This is a genomic window from Mycobacterium sp. NGS51 (assembly GCF_059812525.1).
On the sequence record NZ_JCALCV010000001.1, the window covers coordinates 1 to 25,629 of the forward strand.

The following is a 25,629-nucleotide window of genomic DNA, read 5'->3' on the forward strand; positions in this document are numbered from 1 at the left end:
TATTCACAGGCTCACGGCGCCGCCGGCCCAAGCGGCCGAACCCTTCTCGCCAGACGAGGGAGTAGCGCCACTGCAGGCGCCGACGGTAGACGGCACCGGGCAGGATCGTCGCAGCGATCCGACGCATATCGGTGTAGGTCTGCGGCGGGGGCCACACCGTCGGCGATGGATGCTCCCAGCGCTTCTTGACGAGCCGGTAATAGGTGAACACCGCGGCGGAAAGCCCTTCGAAGGGCAGGTCATGTGGGAACCGACTGCGGGCCAGGCCGACGATAGCGAGCGTTCCTCCCGGGCGCAGTAGCTGCTTCATCTTGTTCAGCGCCGCACCCGGATCCATGTGGTGGAGGGCGGCCACAGACAACACCGCGTCGAATGACGACGGTGGAAAGGCGTTGGTGAGGAAGTCGCCGCACACATAGGTCACGCCATCGGATGGCGCAGGTGATTGCGAACGCGCCAGTTCGATGCTGGCTGGATCCGAATCGATGCCGGTGACGCGGCGTCCCGTCGCGTGTAACCGACGGCATAGCATGCCCTCGCCGCAACCGACGTCGAGAACATCCCGGGCGCCGCTGTCCAACAAGTCGACCAAGAAATCGTGGTAATGAATGTTCGAGTTCCACCGGTCGCCGTCAGGGATGGCAGTGTCCACTGCCGCCACGCTACGGCGTGACGAGAATCTTGCAGTGCCGCTCGGGATCGGCCAGGTCGTCGAACGCCGCCCCGACTCCGTCCAAGCCGACCTCGCCGGTGATCAGTGGGCTCACGTCGATGTCACCTTCGGAAATTGCCCGCAGCGACTCGGCGAATTCTGTCGGATCGTAAGCGAGAACGAACTGCACGTTGATCTCTTTGGCAATCCCGAAGACCGGATGCACGGCGTCGGTTTCCATGCACACACCGGCGACGACCAGACGGGTACCCGGCTGGGCCCGCCGCATGACGTCATCGATGATGCCGGGCACCCCGACCGCCTCGAACACCACTTTCGGCTTGACCGAATCGAACGGTGAACCCGCCGCAGGGTCGATCGTCTGATGTGCGCCCATCGTGGTGGCGAGCTCGCGCCGTCGTGGTGAGAAGTCAGATGCGACAATGGTTTCGACGCCCCGCATGTGCAGTGCCGCAATGATTGCGATGCCTATCGGGCCGCAGCCGAGTACCAGTACCGGCTCGTCGAGCTGGACGCCCGACTTGTTGACCGCGTGCAGCCCGACGGCCATCGGCTCCGTCAGCGCGGCATGTCGCGGATCCAACCCGTTGCCAATCGGCAGCAGCAGCGGCGCGGACAGCAGCATGCGTTCCGCATAGCCGCCGATCGTGTTGTTGGACTGAAAGATCGGTTCGACTCCGTTAGTGGATAGCAGTACCGGTAGCGACGTAACGAGCGTTCCGGGCGGATGCGTGTCGGTGTCGGGCCCGGCTTCGAGCACCTCCGCGCTGAACTCGTGGCCCATGAAAACGTCGCGGTCCAGGTCGACCTGCATGCCGCCGGCACCCGCGCCCATTTGCTCGGTCAGCGCCAACATCTCGGCGCCGTGCGCAGCGAAATGCAAGTCGGAGCCGCAGATCCCGCACGTTCGCACGGCGACCAGCACCTGGCCCGGTCCGGGCACCGGTTCCGGAACATCGTCGCGATACACCATGCGGCCGTCGCGCAGCACCGCAGCCCGCACTAGTTCTGCTCGCTTTCCAACTTGAGTTCATCGGTGTGCTGACTTATCGCCTTAACCACCGCCTCGCCGGCGCGGCCCAACAGCTGTTCCCGCATACCGCGAGCCCATTCATGAGAAGCTCGCGGCGCTTCCAGTTGTCCCTTGAAATGCGGAATCACCTTGCGCGCGAACAACTCATAGGAGTGATACGTCGCCTGGGGCGATGCCCAGTCATGTCCGAGCATCAGGAAGGTGCCGAAGCCGCCCGACCGGTCCATCAGATCCTCGATATAGCCGATGCAATCTTCTGGTGTGCCGATACAGCAATTACCTTTGGCGGCATAGTCTTCGACGAACTCGCGCGGTGACTGCGCGCCATCGACCAGATTCGCCAGCGGCACAAACCCGGCAGCACCGAAGTACTTGGCGAAATCCTGTAGTCCGTAAGTACAGTCATCGATCGCCTGGTCGCGGCTGTCGGCCAGATGCACGATGCCCAGTACCCGCCAGCCGGTGCGGTCGGGCTCGTCGCGCCCGGCTTTGTCCGCCTGCTCTCGGACCACCTCCCAGGTGTTTTCCAGCGCCGCATAGCCTCCCGGCACCGACATCGACAGTGAAAGCAACGACGTCCCCAACGCACCTGCCAGGCGTGGCCCGGACGGTGAAATCATTGCGGCGGTGGAGATTTCCGGATATGGCCAGCTGTAGGGGCGGATGTGCAACTGTGCATCGCGCAGGGTGAACCAGTCGGAGTGCCGGTCGATCCGCTCCCCGGGTGCGGCGCGGAACAGCGCCAAGATCGCCTCCAGGGATTCCTGCATCATCCGGCGCTGCTCGACTGGGTCGATGCCCATCATGTAGGCGTCCGACGGCAGCGCGCCCGGACCGGTACCGAACATCACCCGGCCGCGGGTCAGATGATCCAGCAGCACCCAGCGGTCGGCGACCATCAGCGGATGGTGGTAGGGCAGTGACACCACTCCGGTGCCCAGTCGAAGGTGCTTGGTCCGCTCGGCTGCCGCGGCGATAAACACCTCGGGGCAGGCGATCAACTCGTAGCCGCCGGAGTGATGCTCACCGAACCAGGCCTCGTCGAACCCCAGCCGATCCAGCGCGACGACCCGTTCCATGTCATATTCGAGTGCTGTCGTGGGCGATTGGCCGGTCGGGTGAAACGGCGTGATGAAGACACCGAAGTTCAGTGGACGGTTCATGACAGCTCCAATCCGGTGAGAAAATCCAGCAGCACCTCGTTGACCTCGTCGGGGCGTTCCTGTTGCAGCCAGTGCCCGGCGCCCTCGATCAGCACCTCGCGGTAGGGCCCGGTCACAACCTCGGCGGCGCGGTCGCGGCGGGTGAATCCCAACACCGGGTCGTCGGCGCCCGCGACGAACATCGCCGGCACCGCGATGGTGGCGGCCACCGGGTTGGCCAGAATCTCCCAGTTACGGTCCAGGTTGCGGTACCAGTTCAGGCCGCCGGTGAACCCGGTGCGGGTGAACTCGGAGATGTAATGGTCGAGTTCGGCGGCGCTGATCCAGCTCGGCAGGCCATCGGGATCGGGCAGCCGCTCGACGAAGCCTTCCGGACCCGGCCGGATCATCCGTGCCGCGGCCGCCTGGTCGCCCCGGGGCTGCAAACCACCCATCATCCGGTGCAAGAATTTTGCCGGGTCAGCCCCAAGGTCAGCGTCGGCTACCCCGGGCTCCTGAAAGTAGAGCATGTAAAAGAAGTTGTCGCCGAAGAGCTTGCGGAACGCCTGGGTCGGCGGAACCTGGGCACGGGGCACCGCCGGGACGCTCAACCCGACGACGGCCGCCACCCGGTCGGGGTGTAGCTGTGCGGAACTCCAGGCCACCGGGGCACCCCAGTCGTGACCGATGAACACGGCCCGCTCGGCCCCGACGTCGTCGAGCAGACCGATCAGGTCGGCGGACAGCTCGGCGACGTTGTAGTCGGCGACGTTCGGGGGCTGACTGGACCGGCCGTAGCCGCGCTGATCAGGGGCCAGTACGTGGTAGCCGGCGGCGGCCAGCGCGGGGATTTGGTGCCGCCAGGAGTAGGCCAGTTCGGGAAATCCGTGGGCCAGCAGCACGACGGGCGCGCCGCGCTCGCCCGCTTCGACGGTGTGCAATCGCACACCATTGGTTTCGATGAGCCGTTCAGTCGAGTGGGCGGTATCAGGCACGTGTCTCACCAAAGCACACGCCCGGCCTGCCCGGAAGGGTCCGACCAGCGGCCGCGACGGCCTTCGGAGGCCTTGGGAACTGTCGTTCGTTGAATTCCAAGGCAGGCTGGCGGCGACCTGCCGCGCCCGCCTCCGCGGCGCTGGCGTAGGGCCGGGGCGGTAGCCTGGACTATTCGAGCTGCGTGTATCGGGGAAGGACCTGGCCGGCACGGCCGATGATTGATGAACCGAAAAAACGTGATCCGCACCCTCACGGCGATCGCTGTCGTGCTGCTGCTGGGCTGGTCATTCTTCTATTTCAGTGACGACACCCGCGGCTACCAGCCCGTCGACACGTCGGTGGCGGTGGCCCAGATCAAGGCCGACAACGTCAAGAGCGCCCAGATCGACGACCGCGAGCAGCAGCTGCGGTTGACCTTGAAAAAGGCCGACAGTGACACCGAGGGCTCCGACAAGGTCATCACCAAGTACCCCACCGGCTACGCCGTCCCGCTGTTCGATTCACTGAGCAGCAAAAACACCAAGGTCAGCACCGTGGTCAACCAGGGCAACATCCTGGGCTCACTACTGATATATGTGCTGCCGCTGCTGCTGCTGGTCGGCTTGTTCGTGATGTTTTCCCGCATGCAGGGCGGGGCGCGGATGGGCTTCGGCTTCGGCAAGTCGCGGGCCAAGCAGCTCTCCAAGGACATGCCCAAGACCACCTTCGCCGACGTGGCCGGTGTCGACGAGGCGGTCGAGGAGCTCTACGAGATCAAGGACTTCCTTCAGAACCCGGCGCGCTACCAGGCGCTGGGCGCCAAGATCCCCAAGGGCGTGCTGCTCTACGGACCGCCGGGGACTGGTAAGACGCTGCTGGCGCGCGCCGTCGCGGGCGAGGCCGGCGTCCCGTTTTTCACCATCTCCGGGTCGGACTTCGTCGAGATGTTCGTCGGGGTGGGTGCATCCCGGGTCCGTGATCTGTTCGAGCAGGCCAAGCAGAACAACCCGTGCATCATTTTCGTCGACGAGATCGACGCGGTGGGCCGCCAGCGCGGCGCCGGACTTGGCGGCGGCCACGACGAACGCGAGCAGACGCTGAACCAGCTGCTGGTCGAGATGGACGGTTTCGGCGAGCGCGCCGGCGTCATCCTGATCGCGGCCACCAACCGGCCCGACATCCTGGACCCGGCGTTGCTGCGCCCCGGCCGCTTCGACCGCCAGATCCCGGTATCCAACCCCGACCTTGCCGGGCGCCGGGCGGTCTTAAGGGTGCATTCCAAGGGCAAGCCGATCGGGCCCGACGCCGACCTCGACGGGCTGGCCAAGCGGACCGTGGGTATGACCGGCGCCGATCTGGCCAACGTCATCAACGAGGCGGCGCTGTTGACCGCCCGGGAGAACGGCACCGTGATCACCGCCGCCGCTCTGGAGGAGGCGGTCGACCGGGTGATCGGTGGGCCGCGCCGCAAGGGCCGGATCATCAGTGAGCAGGAGAAGAAGATCACCGCCTATCACGAGGGCGGGCACACGTTGGCGGCCTGGGCGATGCCGGACATCGACCCGGTCTACAAGGTGACGATCCTGGCCCGCGGGCGCACCGGCGGGCATGCGGTGGCAGTGCCCGAGGACGACAAGGGGCTGCGGACCCGCTCGGAGATGATCGCGCAGTTGGTGTTCGCGATGGGCGGTCGCGCCGCCGAGGAGCTGGTGTTCCGCGAGCCGACGACGGGCGCGGTGTCCGACATCGAAAAGGCCACCCAGGTCGCCCGCGCGATGGTCACCGAGTTCGGGATGAGCTCGCGGCTGGGCGCGGTCAAATATGGCACCGAACACGGCGACCCGTTCCTGGGCCGGACCATGGGCACCCAGCCGGACTACTCGCATGAAGTGGCCCGCGAAATCGACGAGGAGATCCGCAAACTCATCGAGGCCGCGCACACCGAGGCGTGGGAGATCCTCACCGAATACCGGGACGTGCTCGACACCTTGGCCGGCGAGCTGCTGGAGAAGGAGACCCTGCACCGCGCCGAACTCGAGGCGATCTTCGCCGACGTCGAAAAGCGCCCGCGACTGACCATGTTCGACGACTTCGGCGGCCGTATTCCGTCGGACAAACCGCCGATCAAAACACCGGGTGAGTTGGCCATCGAGCGTGGCGAGCCGTGGCCCCAGCCCGCACCCGAGCCGGCATTCAAAGCCGCGATCGCACAAGCGACCCGGGAAGCCGCGCAGGCCGAGACCGATCGAGGCACCAACGGAACCAATGGTTCGCACGGCCCGGACGACGCCGTTGCTGCGCGCCCGACCCAACCCGATTACGGCGCGCCGGCGGGTTGGCACGCGCCCGGCTGGCCGCCCCCGCAGCAGCCGCCGGGCTACCGATACCCGTCGCCGCCGTCGCCGCCGCCGCATTGGTCGCCACCGCAGCACTACGCGGGCAACCAAGGTCAGCCGTATCCGCCCTACCCTCCGTATCCGCCGCCTGGTAAACCAACTCCGGAGACCGGGCCGCCCCCCGAGCAGCAGGGCGGGGACCCGAGTCGGTCCAATCCGCCGGCGCGCGGCTGACAAAGGGGGTCCGATGGCTTTTGCAGCGCAGCCGAATTCCCGTATCGCCAACCTGCACACACCGAAGTTCGACCAGGCGCGTGCCGAGGCCGCGGTCCGCGAATTGCTCTGTGCGATCGGCGAGGATCCGGATCGCCACGGCTTGGAGGACACCCCTGCCCGGGTGGCCCGCAGCTACCAAGAGATGTTCGCCGGGCTCTACACCGACCCCGATTCGGTGCTGGACACCACCTTCGACGAACAGCACGACGAGTTGGTGATGGTCAAGGAAATTCCGCTGTACTCGACCTGCGAGCACCACCTGGTGGCATTTCACGGGGTGGCGCACGTGGGCTACATCCCTGGGTCCGACGGGCGGGTGACCGGGCTGTCCAAGATCGCCCGGCTGGTCGACCTGTACGCCAAGCGGCCGCAGGTGCAGGAGCGGCTCACCGCCCAGATCGCCGACGCGCTAATGCGAAAGCTCGATCCGCGCGGCGCAATCGTGGTGATCGAGGCCGAGCACCTGTGTATGTCGATGCGCGGGGTGCGTAAGCCCGGCGCGATCACCACCACGTCGGCCGTGCGTGGTCTGTTCAAGACCAACCAGGCATCTCGAGCCGAAGCGCTCGAGCTCATCTTGCGCAAGTGAGCACAACACGCGTCCAAGTCATGGGAGTGGTGAACGTCACCGACGACTCGTTCTCCGATGGCGGCCGCTTCCTCGACGCTGACCGCGCCGTCGAGCACGGCCTGGCCATGGCCGCCCAAGGTGCGTCGATCATCGATGTCGGCGGAGAGTCGACCCGTCCCGGCTCGATCAGGCTGGACGCGGCAGTCGAGGCGGCCAGGGTGGTGCCGGTAGTGAAAGCACTTGCAGCAGAAGGAGTTGCGGTCAGCATTGACACCATGCACGCCGGTGTGGCGCAGGCGGCGCTGGACAATGGCGCGCGGATCGTCAACGACGTGTCCGGTGGGCGCGCCGATCCTGCGATGGCGCCGCTGTTGGTGGAAGCCGGCGTGCCGTGGGTCTTGATGCACTGGCGATCGGTCTCGCATCAGGTGCCGCGCTACGACGACGTGGTGGCCGACGTGCGCGCGGAACTGCTTGCCAGTGTCGACAACGCGGTGACCGCCGGCGTCGACCCGGCGAAACTGATCATCGACCCAGGGCTGGGATTCGCCAAGACCGGGCAACACAATTGGGCGCTGCTTCACGCGCTGCCGCAGTTGGTGGCGACCGGGGTGCCGGTTTTGGTGGGAGCTTCGCGCAAACGATTTCTCGGCACCTTGTTGGCCGACCCGGTCGGTGCGGCGCGGCCACCCGACGGGCGTGAGACGGCGACCGCGGTGGTGTCGGCGCTTGCCGCACTGCACGGCGCGTGGGGGGTGCGGGTGCACAACGTGCAAGCGTCGGTCGACGCGCTCAAGGTGCTGGCGGCTTGGGAACAGGCTGGGACCAATGGCTGATCGGATCGAGTTGCGCGGCTTGACCGTTCGCGGCCACCACGGTGTCTTCGAACACGAACGAACCGACGGTCAGGACTTCGTCGTCGATATCATCGTGTGGATCGACCTTGTCGACGCGGCGGCCAGCGACGACTTGACCGACACCTATGACTACGGCGCACTGGCCCGGCGCGCGGCCGACATCGTCGGCGGGCCGGCCCGCAATCTGATCGAAACTGTCGCCGCTGAGATCGCCGAGGACGTGATGAACGACAAGCGAGTGCACGCTGTCGAGGTGACCGTGCACAAGCCGCAGGCCCCGATCCCGCAGACCTTCGACGATGTGGCGGTGGTGGCTCGGCGCTCACGACGCAATGGCCGTGGCGCCGTGATTCCGGCTGGCGGGCGACGCCCGTGACGCGCGTGGTGCTGTCGATCGGTTCCAATCTCGGTGACCGGCTGGCCCGGTTGCAGTCGGTGCTCGACCGACTCGGCGAGAACGTGCAGGCCATTTCACCGGTGTACGAGACCGCGGCCTGGGGTGGTGTCGAACAGGGACCTTTCCTCAACGCGGTGCTGATCGCCGACGACCCGACGCTCGACGGTCAGGGCTGGTTGCGCTGTGCTCAGGAAATGGAGCAGGCCGCTGAGCGAGTACGCGGCCAGCGGTGGGGACCACGCACCCTCGACGTGGATCTGATCGCCTGCTACGACGACGGCACCGAGCTGTTCTCCCGGGATAACGGCCTGACGCTGCCGCATCCGTTGGCGCATCTGCGCGCATTCGTGATGGTTCCCTGGCTGGCGGTCGAACCGGACGCGGAGCTGACCGTGGCCGGCGATAAGCGGCCGATCGCCAAGTTGCTCGCTGAGCTGGATCCTGCCGACCGCGCCGGCGTGCAACTGACCGATTTCGCGCTGACGCCTCCGGGAGCCTGATGGGACCTACCCGTAAACGTGACCTGACGGCCGCGGTGATCGGCGCGGCGGTAGCCGGATACCTGGTGGTGGTGCTGCTATACCGGTGGTTTCCGCCGATCACGGTGTGGACTGGGCTGTCGCTGCTGGCCGTCGCCGTCGCCGAAGCGCTGTGGGGACGTTATGTGCGGGCCAAGATCAGCGACGGCGAGATCGGCGACGGGTCGGGGCGGCTGCATCCGCTGGCGGTGGCCCGCAGCCTGGTGATCGCCAAGGCCTCGGCGTGGGTCGGCGCCTTGATGCTGGGTGGGTGGGTCGGGGTCCTGGTGTACCTGGTGCCGAAGCGATCGTGGCTTCGAGTGGCCGGCGACGACACTGCGGGCACCGCGGTGGCGGCCCTCAGCGCGCTGGCGCTGATGGTTGCCGCGCTGTGGCTACAACATTGCTGCAAGTCACCTCACGACCCGACCGAACACGGCGAGGGCGCGCAAAATTAACGGGCCCGGCGACCATGGGGCCCGCGGAGCGGGGTGAGCAGGAGCCGGGCAATTAGTCCAGGTGAGAATCGCCGGAGTGCGGCGACACGCGGAGTGACCTCGGCCCGGTACAGTCGGGGCCATGACCGTTCTGTCCCGCGGCGCCCGGGTCCGGCGCGGCGGCCGCAGGCCGGGTTGGCCGTTGTTGACGGCGTTGCTGGTTCTCGCGATCGGGGCCAGTTCCGCACTGGTTTTCACCAATCGGGTCGAGCTTCTCAAACTAGCGGTGATCCTGGCGCTGTGGGCTGCCGTGGTCGCCGCGTTCGTGTCGGTGATCTACCGGCGGCAAAGCGATGTGGATCAGGCCCGGGCGCGCGACTTGAAACTCGTTTACGACCTGCAGTTGGATCGAGAGATTTCGGCGCGCCGCGAGTACGAGCTGACAGTGGAGTCCCAGCTGCGACGCGAGCTGGCCTCTGAATTGCGTGCCCAGGCAGCCGATGAGGTCGCTGCGCTGCGGGCCGAGCTGTCGGCGTTGCGCACCAACCTCGAGATCCTCTTCGACGCCGAGCTCGACAACCGGCCGGCGTTGGAGACTGAACGCAAAACCGTGCGCGGCTACAGCGACTGGGAGCGGGAAGACGAGAGCCCACGGGATCGGATCAACCGAGTGACCTCGGTCCGCGCGGAACAGGCCGCGCAACGGGCCGAGGACAATTCGATCATCGACGTCCCCGAGGAGCCGTTGGCGCCCCCGCCGCGACAGAGTACCTACGCCTACCAGACGCCCGACGCGTACCAAGACGCCGAACATTTCGAGCCGCCGGGGTACCGCGGTTCGCACTGGCAACAGCGCGAGTCCCGGAGCCAGCCGCCACACGGCCAGCAGCCGTCGGGCGCCGGCTGGGCACCGTCAGAACCACGGTCGCGAGGCGGCTGGTCAGATGCCGAGGAACACGACGAACCGCAACCGCGGCAGCGTGCCCGCCGGCGATACGCGTTCCAGCCGCCGCCCGGCGAGCCGCGGTTCGAACCCCCGCCGATGCCGCAACCGCCGCAACCGCCGCAACCGGAAGAGCCGCGGCCGGCCTGGTCGCCTCCGGTCGAGGAGCCTGCGCCGCCCGCTGCGGCCAGCGACTGGCAGCCCGTGGGTGCGGAGGGTCAGTGGCTGCCGCCGGGGGCGCCCGGCATCAATTGGGCATCCGGTTCCGCGCCTGGCAGTAGCGCGGTGACCGAGGACAGCACGGTCCGCGAGCCCACACTGGCAGCACCGCCGCCGGCTGAGCGTCAAGGACGGCATTCCAGCCCGGGCCAGCCGGGGACCACCCAACCCGGCGAGGCCGAAAGCGGTTGGGAATTCGGTGAATCGGATCGTCGAGCCAGAGCGCGCCATTCTGTGGAAGTCGCCGGAGATATCGGCCCGACCCCACCGCATGGCCAACCGGCGCCGGCTATGTCGCCGCCACCGCAGCCCGCCGCTCGGCACCGCGGCGCCGACTCGTCGTCGGATACCGACGGCTTGCACACCGGCGGCCAGTCGGTCGCCGAACTACTGGCGCGGCTACAGGCCAGCCCCAGTGGAGGTGGCCGGCGTCGTCGCCGCGAAGACTGAGCGTGGCGCACGCCACGTCGCGTCACCGGTCCGCATCACGGTAGAGTTTTGCTGACCGTCCGGTACCTGCATCGCGGGACTGGAACGAACTAACGAACTTGTGAGGGTCGTCTGCGATGGTGCAGTTCGACGGATTGCGCCCGGCCCGGCTCAAAGTGGGAATCATCTCCGCGGGCCGGGTTGGCACCGCGTTAGGAGTCGCGCTGGAGCGCGTCGACCATGTCGTGGTGGCATGCAGCGCAGTCTCCCGGGCATCCCGGCAGCGAGCCGAGCGCTGGTTGCCGGACACCCCGGTATCACCAGTGCCCGAAGTCGCCGGCTCCGCTGAGCTGCTGCTGTTGGCCGTCCCGGATACCGAGTTGCCCGGGCTGGCGGCCGGCCTGGCCGCTACCTCGGCGGTACGACCGGGCACCATCGTGGCGCACACCTCCGGCGCGAACGGCATCAGCGTGCTGACACCACTAGCCGAGCAGGACTGCATTCCGCTGGCCATTCACCCGGCGATGACGTTCACCGGATCCGACGAGGACATCGGCCGGCTGGCGGACACCTGTTTCGGGATCACCGCCGCAGACGACATCGGCTATGCGATCGCGCAGTCGCTGGTCCTGGAAATCGGCGGTGAGCCGTTCCGGGTTCGCGAGGAAGCGCGGACGCTCTATCACGCCGCGCTGGCCCATGCCGGCAACCACATCGTGACGGTGCTCGGCGATGCCCTGGACGCTTTGCGGTCCTCGTTGTCCGGGCAGGAACTCCTCGGGCAACAGCTGATCGACGACCAGCCCGGTGGACTTTCCGAACGCATCCTTGGCCCGCTGGCCCGGGCAGCGCTGGAGAACACTCTGCAACGCGGTCAGGCCGCGCTGACCGGGCCGGTCGCCCGGGGTGACGCCGACGCACTTGCCGGCCATCTGTCCGCTCTGAGTGCGCTTGATCCGCGACTGGCGCAGGCCTACCGGGTGAACGCACTGCGCACCGCCGAGCGGGCGTATGCGCCCGACCACGTATTCGAGGCGCTGGCTCAATGATCAACCGCAAGATGCCGGCGTTTCGGCCCGATGAGCTCAACGTGTATTCGACGCCCGGTGATGTCAGCGACGTCACCCGCGCGCTGCGCCACACCGGGCGGCGGGTGATGCTGGTGCCGACCATGGGGGCGCTGCACGACGGGCACCTGGCCCTGGTCCGTGCCGCCAAGCGGGTGCCCGGGGCGGTGGTCGTGGTGTCGATCTTCGTCAACCCGTTGCAGTTCGGCGCCGGCGAAGATCTCCAGGCGTACCCGCGCAATCTCGAGGACGATCTGGCGCTGCTGCGCGGCGAAGGTGTCGAAGTCGCGTTCACGCCCAGTGCCGCGGCGATGTATCCCGACGGCCCCCGCACTGCCGTACATCCGGGACCGTTGGCGGCGGAACTCGAAGGCGCTTCGCGGCCAACGCATTTCGCTGGCATGCTGACCGTCGTGCTGAAACTGCTGCAGATCGTGCGGCCCGATCGGGTGTTATTCGGCGAGAAGGACTATCAGCAGCTGGTGCTGGTACGGCAAATGATCGCCGATCTCAACGTCGGGGTAGCGGTGGTGGGCGTACCGATCGTGCGTGAAACCGACGGGCTGGCAATGTCATCGCGTAACCGCTACCTCGATCCGGACCAGCGCGAGCTGGCCGTCGCACTGTCGGCGGCGCTGGTGGCCGGAATGCACGCGGCGCCGGCCGGAGCGGACGCCGCACTGGCGGCGGCAGGCGCCGTGCTCTCGGAGCTACCGGCGATCGAGGTCGACTACCTAGAGGTCCGCGACCCCGCACTCGGAGCGGCGCCGGCCCACGGCCCCGGTCGACTGCTGGTCGCCGCCAGACTCGGTACGACCCGACTCTTGGACAACATCGCTATCGAAATCGGAACCACCGTCGGCATCGACGGGCGAGAGCCCACTATGCATCACCAAACATCTTGGAGGAACTGATGTTACGGACAATGCTCAAGTCAAAGATTCACCGGGCCACCGTCACCCAGGCGGATCTGCATTATGTCGGCTCGGTGACCATCGACGCCGATCTGATGGACGCGGCCGACTTGCTCGAAGGCGAACAAGTGACGATCGTCGACATCGACAACGGCGCCCGACTCGTCACCTACGCCATCACCGGCGAACGCGGCAGCGGTGTGATCGGAATCAACGGCGCCGCCGCGCATCTGGTTCATCCCGGTGACCTGGTAATCCTGATTGCCTACGCGACCATGGATGACGCAGAGGCCCGCGCCTACCGGCCGCGGATCGTTTTCGTCGACGCCGACAACCGTCCGATCGACCTCGGGCACGACCCGGCATTCGTGCCCGACGATGCCTCCGACCTGCTTTCCCCGCGATAGCCGTGCTGCTCGCGATCGACGTCCGCAACACGCACACCGTCGTTGGGCTGCTTTCCGGGTCCAAAGAGCACACGAAGGTGGTGCAGCAGTGGCGGATACGCACCGAATCCGAAGTCACCGCCGACGAGTTGGCGCTGACCATCGACGGGCTGATCGGCGACGATTCTGAACGGCTCACCGGCGCGTCGGCGCTGTCCACCGTTCCGTCGGTGCTGCACGAGGTGCGGATCATGCTCGAGCAGTACTGGCCGTCGGTGCCGCACGTACTGATCGAGCCCGGTGTACGCACCGGCATCCCGCTGCTGGTCGACAACCCTAAAGAAGTCGGAGCCGACCGGATCGTCAACTGCCTGGCGGCTTTTCACAAGTACAAGACCGCGGCCATCGTCATCGACTTCGGTTCGTCGATCTGTGTGGATGTGGTGTCGGCGAAGGGTGAATTCCTCGGTGGCGCCATCGCGCCCGGGGTGCAGGTGTCCTCGGATGCCGCGGCCGCGCGATCGGCGGCGTTGCGACGCGTCGAACTGGCCCGGCCCCGCTCGGTGGTCGGCAAGAACACCGTCGAATGCATGCAGTCCGGCGCGGTGTTCGGCTTCGCCGGGCTGGTCGACGGCCTAGTGCAGCGCATCCGCGACGATGTGGACGGGTTCGACGGTGACGACGTCACGGTGGTGGCCACCGGGCACACCGCGCCGCTGCTGTTAGCCGAACTGGACTCCGTCGACCATTACGACCAGCACCTGACCTTGCAGGGCCTGCACCTGGTGTTCGAACGCAACCGCGACAGCCAGCGCGGCCGGCTCAAGACCGCGCGCTGATTTTTCGCGGCCTCAGCACGCTTCGACGCCCCAGTCACACGCTCCTCTAAGCTGGCTGGTCGTGAGCTCCGCCGAGGACATCCCCGAGCAGTATCGGATCCGCCGGGACAAGCGTGCTCGGCTGTTGGCGGAAGGCCGCGATCCCTACCCGGTCGTTCTCGATCGGACCCACAGTCTGGCCCAGGTCCGTGCCGCATATCCCGATCTTGCGACGGACTCAGCGACCGGTGACTTCGTGGGCGTCGCAGGTCGAGTGATATTCATTCGCAATTCCGGAAAATTGTGCTTTGCGACGCTGCAGGAGGGCGACGGCGCCCAACTGCAGGTGATGATCAGCCTCGCCGGCGTCGGGCAGGACGCGCTCGACGCGTGGAAGGCCGACGTCGACATCGGCGACATCGTCTACGTGCACGGCGAGGTGATCAGCTCACGTCGTGGCGAGCTGTCGGTGCTTGGCGACTCCTGGCAGATCGCGTCGAAGGCGCTGCGGCCGCTGCCGGTCGCGCACAAAGAGATGAACGAAGAGTCGCGGGTACGTCAGCGCTACGTCGACTTGATCGTTCGCCCGCAGGCCCGCGACGTTGCCCGTCAGCGAATCGCCGTCATCCGTGCGATAAGGACGGCGCTGGAACAGCGCGGGTTTTTTGAGGTCGAGACGCCGATGTTGCAAACTTTGGCCGGCGGTGCGGCGGCCCGGCCGTTTGTCACACACTCCAATGCACTTGACATGGATCTGTACCTTCGGATCGCGCCGGAACTGTTCCTGAAGCGCTGTGTGGTGGGCGGGTTTGACAAGGTCTTTGAACTTAATCGGGTGTTCCGAAACGAAGGGGCCGATTCCACACATTCCCCTGAGTTTTCCATGCTGGAGACCTATCAAGCCTATGGAACCTACGATGATTCGGCGGTTGTCACTCGCGAACTCATTCAGCAGGTGGCCGACGAGGCGATAGGCACTCGTCAACTGCCACTGCCCGACGGCAGTGCCTATGATATCGACGGAGAATGGACCTCGATACAAATGTATCCGTCCCTATCCGCTGCGGTCGGTGAAGAGATCACGCCGGATACGAGCGTCGATCGCTTACTGCGCCTCGCCGAGGCCCTCGGCGTCGAAATTCCCGCCGACCGCGGTTACGGACACGGCAAACTGGTCGAGGAACTGTGGGAGCATACCGTCGGCGCCGACTTGTCCGCACCGACCTTCGTGCGGGACTTCCCGGTTGAGACAACACCATTGACGCGCCAGCACCGCAGCATTGCGGGTGTCACCGAGAAGTGGGACCTCTACGTGCGCGGTGTCGAACTGGCCACCGGCTATTCCGAATTGATCGACCCAGTGATACAGCGGGAAAGATTCGCGGCCCAAGCGCGTGCGGCGGCAGCCGGCGACGACGAGGCGATGGCGCTCGACGAAGATTTTCTTACTGCACTCGAGTATGGTATGCCGCCGTGCACCGGAACCGGAATGGGTATCGATCGGTTGTTGATGGCTTTGACCGGCCTGTCAATTAGGGAGACTGTTTTGTTCCCGATTGTTCGTCCACACAGCAACTGAACTGTCTCGCCGCGGCGTCGGTATTGAATACCGTACCTTTGTATGGCAGATTGATGCCAAGGGGTGTTCAACGAAAACTTGCACACCAAGTGCACAGGAAAGTCGAGGGTGGGAGCTAATGGCGAAGAAAGTTACCGTCACCTTGGTCGATGATTTCGACGGTGAGGGTGCCGCCGATGAAACAGTCGAATTCGGCCTCGACGGCGTGACCTATGAGATTGATCTTTCAACCAAAAATGCAACAAAACTGCGCAACGACCTGAAGCAATGGGTGGAAGCCGGCCGTCGCGTCGGTGGTCGGCGCCGTGGACGTTCCGGTTCGGGTCGTGGCCGTGGCGCCATCGACCGCGAGCAGAGCGCGGCTATCCGGGAATGGGCTCGTCGGAACGGACACAACGTGTCGACGCGGGGCCGTATCCCGGCCGACGTCATCGACGCATTCCACGCCGCCACCTGATATCGGAGCACTTTCGCTGGTGGCGAACTGATCACCCGTTAATACGGGAAACGTTTCGGGCATTCTCGGCGTTGCCTTGTTGTGCTGACCGTGAGGTAGGAACCCCGGCCAGTCGACCACTACAGTGGATGCCAGGTACGCAGGGACCGACCTAATGCCCGTCGTTGTACCGATGGTGAGGGAGAGCAGGTAACCACCAATGTTCGAGAGATTTACCGACCGTGCCCGCAGGGTCGTCGTCCTGGCGCAAGAAGAGGCCCGGATGCTCAACCACAACTACATCGGCACCGAGCACATCCTGCTGGGACTGATTCACGAAGGCGAAGGTGTCGCCGCTAAGTCGTTGGAGTCATTGGGGATCTCGCTGGAAGGCGTTCGCAGCCAAGTCGAGGAGATCATCGGCCAGGGCCAGCAGGCGCCATCGGGGCACATTCCGTTCACCCCGCGCGCCAAGAAGGTGCTGGAGCTTTCCTTGCGGGAAGCCCTGCAGCTGGGCCACAACTACATCGGCACCGAGCACATTCTGCTCGGGCTGATCCGTGAGGGCGAGGGTGTGGCCGCCCAGGTGCTGGTGAAGCTCGGCGCCGAATTGACGCGGGTGCGTCAGCAGGTCATCCAGCTGCTGTCGGGTTACCAGGGCAAGGAGACCGCCGAGGCCGGCACCGGTGGCCGAGGCGGAGAGTCCGGCTCCCCTTCGACGTCGTTGGTGCTCGACCAGTTCGGTCGCAACCTGACCGCCGCGGCGATGGAAGGCAAGCTCGACCCCGTCATCGGCCGCGAGAAGGAAATCGAGCGGGTGATGCAGGTGCTCTCCCGTCGTACCAAGAACAATCCGGTGCTGATCGGCGAGCCCGGCGTCGGCAAGACCGCAGTCGTCGAGGGCCTGGCCCAGAACATCGTGCACGGCGACGTCCCCGAGACGCTGAAGGACAAGCAGCTCTACACCCTGGATCTGGGTTCGCTGGTCGCCGGCAGCCGCTACCGCGGTGACTTCGAGGAGCGCCTGAAGAAGGTGCTCAAGGAAATCAACACTCGCGGCGACATCATCTTGTTCATCGACGAGTTGCACACCCTGGTCGGTGCCGGGGCCGCAGAGGGGGCGATCGATGCCGCGTCGATCCTGAAACCCAAACTGGCCCGCGGTGAGCTACAGACCATCGGCGCCACCACGCTCGACGAATACCGCAAGTACATCGAGAAGGATGCCGCCCTGGAACGCCGCTTCCAGCCGGTACAGGTCGGGGAGCCGACGGTGGAACACACCATCGAGATCCTCAAGGGTCTGCGGGACCGCTACGAAGCGCACCACCGGGTGTCGATCTCCGACTCCGCGATCGTGGCCGCCGCCACCTTGGCCGACCGTTACATCAACGACCGGTTCCTGCCCGACAAGGCCATCGACCTGATCGACGAGGCGGGTGCCCGAATGCGGATCCGCCGGATGACCGCGCCGCCAGACCTGCGTGAGTTCGACGAGAAGATCGCCGACGCGCGCCGCGAGAAGGAGTCGGCGATCGATGCGCAGGACTTCGAGAAGGCGGCCAGCCTGCGCGACCGGGAGAAGCAACTGGTTGCCCAGCGGGCCGAGCGCGAAAAGCAGTGGCGTTCAGGTGATCTCGACGTGGTTGCCGAGGTCGACGACGAGCAGATCGCCGAGGTGCTGGGCAACTGGACCGGTATCCCGGTGTTCAAGCTCACCGAGGCCGAGACCACCCGGCTGCTGCGCATGGAGGACGAGATCCACAAGCGCATCATCGGCCAGGAGGACGCGGTCAAGGCGGTTTCGAAGGCGATCCGCCGTACCCGCGCGGGGCTGAAGGACCCCAAGCGCCCGTCCGGTTCGTTCATCTTCGCCGGCCCGTCCGGGGTGGGTAAGACCGAGCTGTCCAAGGCGCTGGCCAACTTCCTGTTCGGTGACGACGACGCGCTCATCCAGATCGACATGGGTGAGTTCCACGACCGGTTCACCGCGTCGCGGTTGTTCGGCGCACCGCCTGGATACGTCGGCTACGAGGAGGGCGGTCAGCTCACCGAGAAGGTCCGGCGCAAGCCGTTCTCCGTGGTGCTGTTCGACGAGATCGAAAAGGCGCACCAGGAGATCTACAACAGCCTGTTGCAGGTCCTCGAGGACGGCCGGCTCACCGACGGGCAGGGCCGCACGGTCGACTTCAAGAACACCGTGCTGATCTTCACGTCCAACCTCGGCACCGCCGACATCTCCAAAGCGGTCGGCCTGGGCTTCACCCAGGGCGGCGGCGAGAACGACTACGAGCGGATGAAGCAGAAGGTCAACGACGAGCTGAAGAAGCACTTCCGCCCGGAGTTCCTCAACCGCATCGACGACATCATCGTCTTCCACCAGTTGACTCGCGACGAGATCATCCGGATGGTCGATCTGATGGCCACCCGGGTCGAGAAGCAGCTCAAGACCAAGGACATGGCGCTGGAGCTGACCGAGAAGGCCAAGTCGCTGCTGGCCAAGCGGGGCTTCGATCCGGTGCTGGGTGCGCGTCCGCTGCGCCGGACCATTCAGCGCGAGATCGAGGACCAACTCTCGGAGAAGATTCTGTTCGAGGAGATCGGTCCGGGACAGGTCGTCACCGTCGACGTGGACAACTGGGACGGCGAAGGCGCCGGCGAGGATGCGGTGTTCACGTTCACCGGAACCCGCAAGCCGGCCGAACCGGCCGAGGAAGATCTGGCCAAGGCCGGAGCCCACAGCGCCGGTGGTGCGCACAGCGCCGAGTAGCGACAGCGCGAGGCAGCCGGTCTCAGTCCGGCTTGACCGGCTGCCAGCGCGCTTCGACGTTGGCCAGCTTCCAATAGCCGATCGCGCCGATCCACGTCGCCGCGAACAGCACGACAATCGCCAGACCGGCATTGTTCAGGTTGATGCCGGCGATCCAACTGGTGACGGGGTCGACCCAGCCGAGGTCGTCGTGCAGGATCGACACGAGCTCGATCGACCCGATCAGTAGCGCGACCGCGATCGACAGTCCGGTGACCGTCAGGTTGTAGTAGATCTTGCGGGCCGGCTGCATGAACGCCCAGTCGTAGGCCGCGGTCATTAGCAGGCCGTCCAACGTGTCCATCAGGCTCATGCCGGCGGCGAACAGCAAGGGCAGGACCAACACCGCGTACCACGGCAGGCCGGCCGCCGCGCCGGTGCCCGCCAACGCCAGCAGCGCGACTTCAGTTGCGGTGTCGAACCCAAGGCCGAACAGTACACCGACGGGATAAAGCTGCACCGGCCGTTTGATGCGGTTCATGATCGGACGCAACAGCCGCGCCAGGAAACCGCGGTCGTTGAGGGCTACTTCGAGTTCTTCGTCGGAGTACGTCCCGCCCCGAAGTTTGGTGAAAGCGCGGACTATTCCGCTCAGCGCGATGATGTTCATGATTGCGATGAGATACAGGAACAGCCCGGATGCCAGCGTGCCGGCGAAGCCGAGTGCATGCCGGGCCGGCGAGCCGTCGTCTACCAGAGCGCCCACCGCATGGGCGCCGAGGACGACCAGGACCGCCATTGCCAGCACGATCGTGGAATGGCCCATCGCGAACCAGAATCCGACCGACTTCGGTTTCTGCCCGTCGCTCATCAGCTTGCGCGTGGTGTTGTCGATGGCGGCGATATGGTCGGCGTCGAACGCATGCCGGAGCCCGAACAAGTAGGCGGTGACACCGAGCCCGACACCGAAGATCTGGGTTCCGGCCTGATACCGGTGTGGTGCGATGAACAGAATCAGCGTCGCGAATCCGAGGACGTGCATCAGCGCGATCACACCCAGCAGGGCACCGATTTCGATGCGATCGCGGCGATCCCACGTCGATGTCAGCCTGCGGATGCTCGCACCGAGACCGGCTGATCGAGCAGCGGATGCCGGAACTGACATAAGACCGCCTCCCGGGAATTTTCGCGTCCCCATCCGAGATGTGCCGGGAAGGTCTGGCTCCCAGCGTCGAAACGCTGGTCACAGTGGCGCGACCGCACCGGAATATGCACCGGTTTCCTCGCCGTCACATGACTATCGCGAAAGACGCTATACCGCCTGCATCGGCCTGGCAACCGACCGTGCCGGTGTGAGCACAGCGCAGTGACAACGCTTTTCAAACCCGCGGTGACCGGGCTTTGGGGTGACCGCGATAATGATCATGATGTTGGGTCGGGTCGACGGTCGGAGCGCCAGGGGCGAAGTCATCCGGCTGACGCTGGTATCGCATGCAATGACCGAGGCGCTGGCGGCCGGACGTTTCCCTACCGATGAGCCGCTCAACGGCGCCGGGCACCGGCAAGTCGATGCGTCGATCGATCTGGGCGTCGCCGACGTCGCACTCGCCGGGCCCGAGAAGCGAACAAGGCAAACGGCGGAATTGCTCGGCCTGGCGCCCAGGATCGAACCGCAACTGGCCGACTTGGACTGTGGCCGGTGGCGCGGCCACGTGCTCGGCGGAGTGCGGCCGGCTGAACTGGCGGTCTGGCTCACCGATCCCACCCGCGCCCCGCACGGCGGTGAGTCGGTGGTCGACCTGGTTGAGCGGGTGCGCGCGTGGCTGGACTCGTTGACCACCACCCGGTCGCGGCTGATCGCCGTCACCCATCCGTCGGTGATCCGCGCCGCGATCCTAGTGACGTTGAATGCACCGGCAAAGTCGTTCTGGCGCATGGATATTGCACCGGCAAGCGTGACCGTGATGCGTTTCCGCGGACACGCGTGGACGCTGCTGACGAACTAGCGCGGCGAGGGCAGCAGCGCGAATACCTGCTTGGCGATTTGAAGCATCCAGCCGGTAATGCTCGGCCCGTGATCGCGTGTCCAATTCAACTGGAAGCTGACCACCCACGGCTGACCCGTGTTGTCGACGGCATACCAGCTGAACGTGAGGTCACCCGGCAGCCCGCCGGCTTTGGCCCCGATGTAGGGCCACTCGCGTCGGTTCAGGTCGACGCCGGGGACCGCGGACATAATCTGTTTCACTGGTGCCGCCTTGCCGACGGCACCTTCCTGTAGCGCGGCATGTATCCGGCAGATGTCCTCGGCGCTGCCATACCATTCCGCACCGTATTCAGATGCTGGAGTGTGGGCCCGGGTCGGATCCGGTTCGTATGGGCGGGAATTGGCCTGCTGCAATAGCTGTGCGCGGATTTGCGGATCGGCCTGCTTCCACTGTGTTCGCAGGTCCGGCTCACCCCAGGCGACCGAGAACAGCTCGTACATTGTCGGGAACGGTGTCATGCTGGCCGGGTCGTGGTGGTCGGCCGCGATGAGCGCGTTCACAACGGCCTGCGGCCCCACCCGCCCGATCAGCAGGTCGGTCGCCATGTTGTCGCTGGTGGCAATCATCTTCTCGGCGGCGGTACGGACAGAAACATGAGCTCCGACAGGCAGTTCCAAACCAGAACCGACGGCCTTGCCCTTGTCGGTGATGGTCAGCTGGTCATTCCAGGACACCGTGCCGTCCTTGACCCCTGCCGCGACGGCATACAGCACGTAGAGTTTGAAAATGGATGCCAACGGCAGGGATAGCGCGGTGTTGGTGCCTGCCACCGGATCACAGTGGCCGTTATCGACTTTGGCGACCTGCCAGGAATACCGCGCGCCGGTCTTGGTCAACGCGTCATCGACGTCACGCCACGAGGAGATGGTTGGTGGCTGCGTGGTGAGGTCGAAGCTGTCCACCAGGGTGTCGTCATTGGTGTGAATGCGGATGGACTGTCGTGCGCCGTAGGAGGTGATGAGTTTGAGGGTGGCCGCGCCCGCGCTGATGTCGATCGCGTCGAGGCGGAACGGGCGGTCCCACCACAGGGCTTCCATGGTGTTCTCGACCTGCTTGGCCGCCTCGGGCGACGCCAGGGTGCCGACACCGATCGGACCGATCGGCCAATCCGAGTTGAGCATGTCCAGCGTCTGCTGAGCCCGCAGCCCCGGCGGCGTCCTGATGTCGATCCGCACACCGGTATCGGCCGCGTGCGCAGCCGGTGTGGGTGGTGAAGCACAGCCGGGCGCCGACGCGGCCACCAAGGCGGCGACCGCAGCCACTGCCAGCGCGCGGTGTCGCGCCCGGTGTGGGCTACGCCGTCGAGCCGCTACCGGCAACGTCTAACACAACCTCGAATTCCAGCAGCGACGCGCCGGTCGCCACGGGGTTGGCCCGGTGGCCGGCGTGGGCTTCGATGGCCGGGCCGGTCGCCCATGCCTGGAAGGCTTCCTCGGACTCCCACTGCGTCACCACGAAGTAGCGGTCCTCCCCCTTGACCGGGCGGAGCAGCTGAAAGCCCAAAAAGCCCGGCGAATTCTCGACCGCGTGCGCGCGATGGGCGAACCGCTTCTCCAGCTCGGGGCCGGCATCTGCAGGCACCTCGATTGCGTTGATCTTCACCACTGGCATGGGCCTAGGCTACCGTGCCCGACGTGACCGCCGAGCTGCTGACTCCCCGTGGCGGACGCGGGCAGCCGGTGGTACTGGTGCACGGCCTGATGGGGCGGGGAAGCACGTGGTCGCGCCAGTTGCCGTGGCTCACCCGACTGGGCGCCGTGTACACCTACGATGCGCCGTGGCACCGCGGTCGCGACGTCGCCGACCCATACCCGATCAGCACCGAACGCTTCGTCGCCGACCTGGGAGACGCGGTGGACGTCCTGGGCGAACCGGTGCGGCTGGTCGGGCATTCGATGGGTGGGCTGCACGCGTGGTGCCTGGCCGCCGAGCGCCCAGACTTGGTGTCGGCGTTGGTGATCGAGGATATGGCGCCGGACTTTCGTGGCCGCACAACCGGCCCCTGGGAGCCGTGGCTGCATAACCTGCCGGTCGAATTCTCGTCTGAGAAGCAGGTATTCGACGAATTCGGACAGATTGCCGGGCAGTACTTCCTGGATGCATTTGATCGCACGGCGACCGGTTGGCGGCTGCATGGCCACACCGCGCGGTGGATCGAGATTGCTGCCGAATGGGGGACCCGTGATTACTGGGAGCAGTGGCGGGCGGTGCGGTCACCGGCGTTGCTCATCGAAGCCGGCAACTCGGTCACGCCAGCCGGCCAAATGCAGATGATGAATGAAACCGGATGCCAGGCAAGCTACTTGCGTGTTGCTGACGCTGGCCACCTGATTCACGACGACGCGCCGCGGACGTACCGCAATGCGGTGGAGTCATTCTTGGACGCACTTTAGACTTCTTCGCCCGCCAGGGCGTACATCCCGTCGACCGTCTGTTTCACCAAGCCGTCGGCAAGCAGAGAATTCAGCGCCCGGTCCCGTTGCTCTGTATCGGTCAGCCAGGCCACATCGAGCTCGGCTCGGCTGACCGGGAAGTCGCTGAGGCGCAACACATCCAATAGCAATCCGCGGACCTGGCGGTCGGTTCCGGCGTAGCGCTGCGGACGCCGAGCGGGCGCCTCCGCCGCCGGGTATCCGGCCTGCCGCCAGCTACACCGACTGAGCGGACACAGGCCGCATTGTGGACTGCGGGCGGTGCACACCGTAGCGCCCAATTCCATCAACGCAGCTGAAAACCGGTGCGCGCTATCGTCGCTCGGCAACAGCGCGGATACGTCGGCGTGGTCGCGGACAGCCGAGGGCGCGCCCGCTTCGGCGCGTCCATGGACGACCCGGGCAACCACCCGGCGCACGTTGGTGTCCACCACCGGAACCGGCTGACGGTAAGCGAAGCAGGCCACTGCGCGCGCGGTGTAGCTGCCAACCCCGGGCAGCGTGACCAGCGTGTCGACGTCGCAGGGGACCACGTCAGCGTACTCACGCGCGATCACCGTGGCGCATTCGTGCAGGCGCTTGGCTCGCCGCGGATAACCTAACTTGCCCCATGCCCGCAGCACATCGGCCACACTCGCCGCTGCGGTCGCCGACGCCGACGGCCACCGGGCGACCCACTCCTGCCAAATCGGCAGCACCCGCGCCACCGGAGTCTGCTGCAGCATGAACTCGCTGACCAGGATCTGCCACGGCGTGACACTGGGCTTGCGCCACGGCAGATCGCGCCGCGAACGGTCGTACCAGTCGAGAAGCTCCTCCGCCGACAGGCTCATCGGCGGGTGCGGCAGAATGTCGGCCATGCCCAATACCAATCCGATCTCCGCATGGAAGGCACTCAAAGAGGGTAACGAGCGCTTCGTCGCCGGCAAGCCCCAACATCCCAGCCAGAGCATCGATCACCGAGCGAGCCTCACCGAGGGACAAAAACCCACCGCGGTGCTGTTCGGGTGCGGTGACAGTCGGGTGGCCGCCGAGATCATCTTCGATCAGGGTTTGGGCGACATGTTCGTGGTCCGCACCGCCGGCCACGTGATCGACTCGGCGGTGCTGGGCTCGATCGAATTCGGGGTGTCGGTCCTTGATGTGCCGCTGATCGTGGTCTTGGGCCATGACAGCTGCGGCGCGGTGAAGGCCACATTGTCCGCACTGGACGACGGCGTGCTACCCGGAGGGTATGTGCGCGACCTGGTCGAGCGGGTTACGCCGTCGATCCTGCTCGGTCGCCGCGAGGGCTTGACTCGGGTCGACGAGTTCGAAGCGCGCCATGTGGCCGAGACCGGCACGCAGCTGATGGCCCGTTCGACAGCCATCGCTGAGCGGGTCGGTTCGGGCGACCTGGCGATCGTGGGCGTCACCTACCACCTCGCCGACGGGCGGGCGGTGCTGCGCCACCACATCGGCAACGTCGGCGACGAGCCCTAACTCGAGCAGCGCGGTGTGCGACCGCGCGGGACCAGCATCGCGACACGCCGAGAGCGGTCGGACAGGTTGCAGTGACCTGGGCTTACCGTGTGAATGTGCTGGATCTGGAACCGCATGGCCCGCTACCGCCGGAGATTTACTGGCGACGCAGGGGACTGGCGATCGGTATCGCGGTTGTCGTGGTCGGAATCGTGGTCGCGACCGTTGTCGCCCTGCTGAGCGGAAACGCCGACGCCAAACCTGCCGCGGCCGACAAGCCGTCGAATCCCCCGGCCGCGGCCTCCGGCGCGCAGCCCGAAGTCAAGACGCCGGTAGTGCCGCCCGCCGGGGAGAACCAACTCCCGACCGAGACCCCGACCGCAGCTGTGCAGCCGCCACCGGTGCTCAAGGAAGGCGACGACTGTCCGGATTCGACACTGGCCGTCAAAGGCCTGACCAACGCACCCCAGTACGTGATCGGTGACCAGCCGAAATTCACCATGGTCGTCACCAATATCGGGCTGGTGGCCTGCAAACGCAATGTCGGAGCAGCGGTGCTGGCGGCCTACGTCTACTCACTGGACAACAAGCGGTTGTGGTCCAACTTGGATTGCGCGCCGTCCAACGAAACCCTGGTCAAGACGTTCACGCCCGGCGAGCAGGTGACCACGGCAGTGACGTGGACCGGTATGGGATCGGCGCCGCAGTGCCCACTGCCGCGACAGCCGATTGGCGCGGGCACGTACAACCTCGTCGTGCAACTGGGCAACCTGCGCTCGGCGCCGGTCCCGTTCATCTTGGCTGATGCCGCACCGCCGGGTGCCCCACCGCCAGCAGGGCCGGGTGCGCCCCAGCCCGGGCTGCCAGCGCCCGGCGAACTCGGACCACCGCCCGGTCCGGCGCAGGCTCCCGGCGGTAACTGAGCAGGATCGC

26 protein-coding genes are annotated in these 25,629 nt (G+C 66.0%); 18 read left to right on the forward strand and 8 right to left on the reverse strand.

What is annotated here, in order from left to right:
• From AC5Y5W_RS00005 to AC5Y5W_RS00020, 4 genes are all read right to left on the reverse strand, one after another.
• A partial coding sequence (locus tag AC5Y5W_RS00005) for a class I SAM-dependent methyltransferase (protein ID WP_500008838.1) occupies window positions 1–700 on the reverse strand: 700 nt, incomplete at its 3' end.
• Window positions 663–1,676 (reverse strand): zinc-binding dehydrogenase, encoded by a 1,014-nt coding sequence (locus AC5Y5W_RS00010; RefSeq protein ID WP_500008533.1) that lies wholly within the window; start codon window positions 1,674–1,676, stop codon window positions 663–665. The genes AC5Y5W_RS00005 and AC5Y5W_RS00010, both read right to left, overlap by 38 nt.
• Entirely contained in the window at window positions 1,676–2,869 is a 1,194-nt protein-coding gene (locus AC5Y5W_RS00015) for an LLM class flavin-dependent oxidoreductase (RefSeq protein WP_499888924.1), read from the reverse strand. Before AC5Y5W_RS00015 ends, AC5Y5W_RS00010 begins: the two co-directional genes overlap by 1 nt.
• Window positions 2,866–3,843 (reverse strand): alpha/beta fold hydrolase, encoded by a 978-nt coding sequence (locus tag AC5Y5W_RS00020; RefSeq protein ID WP_500008535.1) that lies wholly within the window; start codon window positions 3,841–3,843, stop codon window positions 2,866–2,868. The genes AC5Y5W_RS00015 and AC5Y5W_RS00020 overlap by 4 nt, the downstream gene beginning before the upstream one ends.
• A gap of 222 nt (window positions 3,844–4,065) precedes the next feature.
• Between AC5Y5W_RS00020 and ftsH the strand changes: the two genes are divergently transcribed.
• From ftsH to clpC1, 14 genes are all read left to right on the forward strand, one after another.
• Window positions 4,066–6,393 (forward strand): ATP-dependent zinc metalloprotease FtsH, encoded by a 2,328-nt coding sequence (gene ftsH, locus AC5Y5W_RS00025; protein ID WP_500008536.1) that lies wholly within the window; start codon window positions 4,066–4,068, stop codon window positions 6,391–6,393.
• A gap of 13 nt (window positions 6,394–6,406) precedes the next feature.
• The gene (gene folE, locus AC5Y5W_RS00030; protein ID WP_500008537.1) at window positions 6,407–7,024 is read left to right on the forward strand and encodes a GTP cyclohydrolase I FolE; all 618 of its coding nucleotides are present in this window, start codon (window positions 6,407–6,409) and stop codon (window positions 7,022–7,024) included.
• Window positions 7,021–7,842 (forward strand): dihydropteroate synthase, encoded by an 822-nt coding sequence (folP, locus tag AC5Y5W_RS00035; protein WP_500008538.1) that lies wholly within the window; start codon window positions 7,021–7,023, stop codon window positions 7,840–7,842. Before folE ends, folP begins: the two co-directional genes overlap by 4 nt.
• Window positions 7,835–8,239: a dihydroneopterin aldolase gene (folB, locus tag AC5Y5W_RS00040; protein WP_500008539.1), complete on the forward strand. Its 405-nt coding sequence runs from the start codon at window positions 7,835–7,837 to the stop codon at window positions 8,237–8,239. Before folP ends, folB begins: the two co-directional genes overlap by 8 nt.
• Window positions 8,236–8,760 carry a 2-amino-4-hydroxy-6-hydroxymethyldihydropteridine diphosphokinase gene (folK, locus tag AC5Y5W_RS00045; protein WP_500008540.1) on the forward strand — a complete coding sequence of 175 codons (525 nt, stop codon included), beginning with the start codon at window positions 8,236–8,238 and terminating at the stop codon, window positions 8,758–8,760. Before folB ends, folK begins: the two co-directional genes overlap by 4 nt.
• Window positions 8,760–9,236 (forward strand): DUF3180 domain-containing protein, encoded by a 477-nt coding sequence (locus AC5Y5W_RS00050; protein ID WP_500008541.1) that lies wholly within the window; start codon window positions 8,760–8,762, stop codon window positions 9,234–9,236. The genes folK and AC5Y5W_RS00050 overlap by 1 nt, the downstream gene beginning before the upstream one ends.
• A gap of 121 nt (window positions 9,237–9,357) precedes the next feature.
• Window positions 9,358–10,827 carry a DUF6779 domain-containing protein gene (locus AC5Y5W_RS00055; protein ID WP_500008542.1) on the forward strand — a complete coding sequence of 490 codons (1,470 nt, stop codon included), beginning with the start codon at window positions 9,358–9,360 and terminating at the stop codon, window positions 10,825–10,827.
• A gap of 116 nt (window positions 10,828–10,943) precedes the next feature.
• Window positions 10,944–11,855: a Rossmann-like and DUF2520 domain-containing protein gene (locus AC5Y5W_RS00060; protein ID WP_500008543.1), complete on the forward strand. Its 912-nt coding sequence runs from the start codon at window positions 10,944–10,946 to the stop codon at window positions 11,853–11,855.
• Window positions 11,852–12,787 carry a pantoate--beta-alanine ligase gene (gene panC, locus AC5Y5W_RS00065; RefSeq protein WP_500008544.1) on the forward strand — a complete coding sequence of 312 codons (936 nt, stop codon included), beginning with the start codon at window positions 11,852–11,854 and terminating at the stop codon, window positions 12,785–12,787. The genes AC5Y5W_RS00060 and panC overlap by 4 nt, the downstream gene beginning before the upstream one ends.
• Complete coding sequence (gene panD / locus AC5Y5W_RS00070) at window positions 12,787–13,194, forward strand: aspartate 1-decarboxylase (RefSeq protein ID WP_499888948.1); 408 nt, start codon at window positions 12,787–12,789, stop codon at window positions 13,192–13,194. Before panC ends, panD begins: the two co-directional genes overlap by 1 nt.
• A 2-nt stretch (window positions 13,195–13,196) precedes the next feature.
• A complete protein-coding gene (locus AC5Y5W_RS00075) occupies window positions 13,197–14,012 on the forward strand; it encodes a type III pantothenate kinase (protein ID WP_500008545.1) in 816 nt (271 codons plus the stop codon).
• A gap of 55 nt (window positions 14,013–14,067) precedes the next feature.
• Window positions 14,068–15,570 carry a lysine--tRNA ligase gene (gene lysS / locus AC5Y5W_RS00080; protein ID WP_500008839.1) on the forward strand — a complete coding sequence of 501 codons (1,503 nt, stop codon included), beginning with the start codon at window positions 14,068–14,070 and terminating at the stop codon, window positions 15,568–15,570.
• A 118-nt stretch (window positions 15,571–15,688) separates the two neighbouring features.
• A complete protein-coding gene (lsr2, locus tag AC5Y5W_RS00085; RefSeq protein ID WP_499888951.1) occupies window positions 15,689–16,027 on the forward strand; it encodes a histone-like nucleoid-structuring protein Lsr2 in 339 nt (112 codons plus the stop codon).
• A 199-nt stretch (window positions 16,028–16,226) separates the two neighbouring features.
• Window positions 16,227–18,776 carry an ATP-dependent protease ATP-binding subunit ClpC gene (gene clpC1, locus AC5Y5W_RS00090; protein ID WP_500021933.1) on the forward strand — a complete coding sequence of 850 codons (2,550 nt, stop codon included), beginning with the start codon at window positions 16,227–16,229 and terminating at the stop codon, window positions 18,774–18,776.
• Between the two features lie 22 nt (window positions 18,777–18,798).
• Here clpC1 and nicT read toward each other — a convergent pair whose 3' ends face one another.
• The gene (gene nicT, locus AC5Y5W_RS00095; RefSeq protein ID WP_500021934.1) at window positions 18,799–19,920 is read right to left on the reverse strand and encodes a Nickel transporter NicT; all 1,122 of its coding nucleotides are present in this window, start codon (window positions 19,918–19,920) and stop codon (window positions 18,799–18,801) included.
• A 262-nt stretch (window positions 19,921–20,182) separates the two neighbouring features.
• Between nicT and AC5Y5W_RS00100 the strand changes: the two genes are divergently transcribed.
• Window positions 20,183–20,761 carry a histidine phosphatase family protein gene (locus AC5Y5W_RS00100; RefSeq protein WP_500022042.1) on the forward strand — a complete coding sequence of 193 codons (579 nt, stop codon included), beginning with the start codon at window positions 20,183–20,185 and terminating at the stop codon, window positions 20,759–20,761.
• On the opposite strand, the gene AC5Y5W_RS00105 is transcribed toward AC5Y5W_RS00100, so the two are convergent.
• Window positions 20,758–22,122: a serine hydrolase gene (locus AC5Y5W_RS00105; protein WP_500021935.1), complete on the reverse strand. Its 1,365-nt coding sequence runs from the start codon at window positions 22,120–22,122 to the stop codon at window positions 20,758–20,760. The two genes, AC5Y5W_RS00100 and AC5Y5W_RS00105, sit on opposite strands and share 4 nt — an antisense overlap.
• Window positions 22,097–22,414, reverse strand: coding sequence for a mycobilin-forming heme oxygenase MhuD (gene mhuD, locus AC5Y5W_RS00110; RefSeq protein WP_065015132.1), 318 nt, complete (start codon window positions 22,412–22,414; stop codon window positions 22,097–22,099). The genes AC5Y5W_RS00105 and mhuD overlap by 26 nt, the downstream gene beginning before the upstream one ends.
• 23 nt (window positions 22,415–22,437) lie before the next feature.
• Between mhuD and AC5Y5W_RS00115 the strand changes: the two genes are divergently transcribed.
• The gene (locus AC5Y5W_RS00115) at window positions 22,438–23,196 is read left to right on the forward strand and encodes an alpha/beta fold hydrolase (RefSeq protein ID WP_500021936.1); all 759 of its coding nucleotides are present in this window, start codon (window positions 22,438–22,440) and stop codon (window positions 23,194–23,196) included.
• Here AC5Y5W_RS00115 and AC5Y5W_RS00120 read toward each other — a convergent pair.
• Window positions 23,193–24,095: an iron-sulfur binding domain-containing protein gene (locus AC5Y5W_RS00120; protein WP_500021937.1), complete on the reverse strand. Its 903-nt coding sequence runs from the start codon at window positions 24,093–24,095 to the stop codon at window positions 23,193–23,195. The genes AC5Y5W_RS00115 and AC5Y5W_RS00120 overlap by 4 nt on opposite strands.
• Here AC5Y5W_RS00120 and AC5Y5W_RS00125 point away from each other — a divergent pair.
• A complete protein-coding gene (locus AC5Y5W_RS00125) occupies window positions 24,094–24,717 on the forward strand; it encodes a carbonic anhydrase (RefSeq protein WP_500021938.1) in 624 nt (207 codons plus the stop codon). The genes AC5Y5W_RS00120 and AC5Y5W_RS00125 overlap by 2 nt on opposite strands.
• Window positions 24,718–24,812: 95 nt before the next feature.
• Complete coding sequence (locus AC5Y5W_RS00130) at window positions 24,813–25,619, forward strand: hypothetical protein (protein ID WP_500021939.1); 807 nt, start codon at window positions 24,813–24,815, stop codon at window positions 25,617–25,619.
• Window positions 25,620–25,629 lie beyond the last annotated feature (10 nt).

Excerpts from the sequence above, each read along its gene's own strand:
- mhuD (WP_065015132.1), bottom strand. The coding sequence starts at position 22,414 with ATGCCAGTGGTGAAGATCAACGCAATCGAGGTGCCTGCAGATGCCGGC.
- panC (WP_500008544.1), top strand. The coding sequence starts at position 11,852 with ATGATCAACCGCAAGATGCCGGCGTTTCGGCCCGATGAGCTCAACGTG.
- clpC1 (WP_500021933.1), top strand. The coding sequence starts at position 16,227 with ATGTTCGAGAGATTTACCGACCGTGCCCGCAGGGTCGTCGTCCTGGCG.
- folE (WP_500008537.1), top strand. The coding sequence starts at position 6,407 with ATGGCTTTTGCAGCGCAGCCGAATTCCCGTATCGCCAACCTGCACACA.
- AC5Y5W_RS00050 (WP_500008541.1), top strand. The coding sequence starts at position 8,760 with ATGGGACCTACCCGTAAACGTGACCTGACGGCCGCGGTGATCGGCGCG.
- folB (WP_500008539.1), top strand. The coding sequence starts at position 7,835 with ATGGCTGATCGGATCGAGTTGCGCGGCTTGACCGTTCGCGGCCACCAC.
- AC5Y5W_RS00060 (WP_500008543.1), top strand. The coding sequence starts at position 10,944 with ATGGTGCAGTTCGACGGATTGCGCCCGGCCCGGCTCAAAGTGGGAATC.
- AC5Y5W_RS00055 (WP_500008542.1), top strand. The coding sequence starts at position 9,358 with ATGACCGTTCTGTCCCGCGGCGCCCGGGTCCGGCGCGGCGGCCGCAGG.
- AC5Y5W_RS00125 (WP_500021938.1), top strand. The coding sequence starts at position 24,094 with ATGCCCAATACCAATCCGATCTCCGCATGGAAGGCACTCAAAGAGGGT.
- ftsH (WP_500008536.1), top strand. The coding sequence starts at position 4,066 with ATGAACCGAAAAAACGTGATCCGCACCCTCACGGCGATCGCTGTCGTG.
- lsr2 (WP_499888951.1), top strand. The coding sequence starts at position 15,689 with ATGGCGAAGAAAGTTACCGTCACCTTGGTCGATGATTTCGACGGTGAG.
- AC5Y5W_RS00015 (WP_499888924.1), bottom strand. The coding sequence starts at position 2,869 with ATGAACCGTCCACTGAACTTCGGTGTCTTCATCACGCCGTTTCACCCG.
- nicT (WP_500021934.1), bottom strand. The coding sequence starts at position 19,920 with ATGTCAGTTCCGGCATCCGCTGCTCGATCAGCCGGTCTCGGTGCGAGC.
- AC5Y5W_RS00100 (WP_500022042.1), top strand. The coding sequence starts at position 20,183 with ATGTTGGGTCGGGTCGACGGTCGGAGCGCCAGGGGCGAAGTCATCCGG.
- AC5Y5W_RS00120 (WP_500021937.1), bottom strand. The coding sequence starts at position 24,095 with ATGGCCGACATTCTGCCGCACCCGCCGATGAGCCTGTCGGCGGAGGAG.
- panD (WP_499888948.1), top strand. The coding sequence starts at position 12,787 with ATGTTACGGACAATGCTCAAGTCAAAGATTCACCGGGCCACCGTCACC.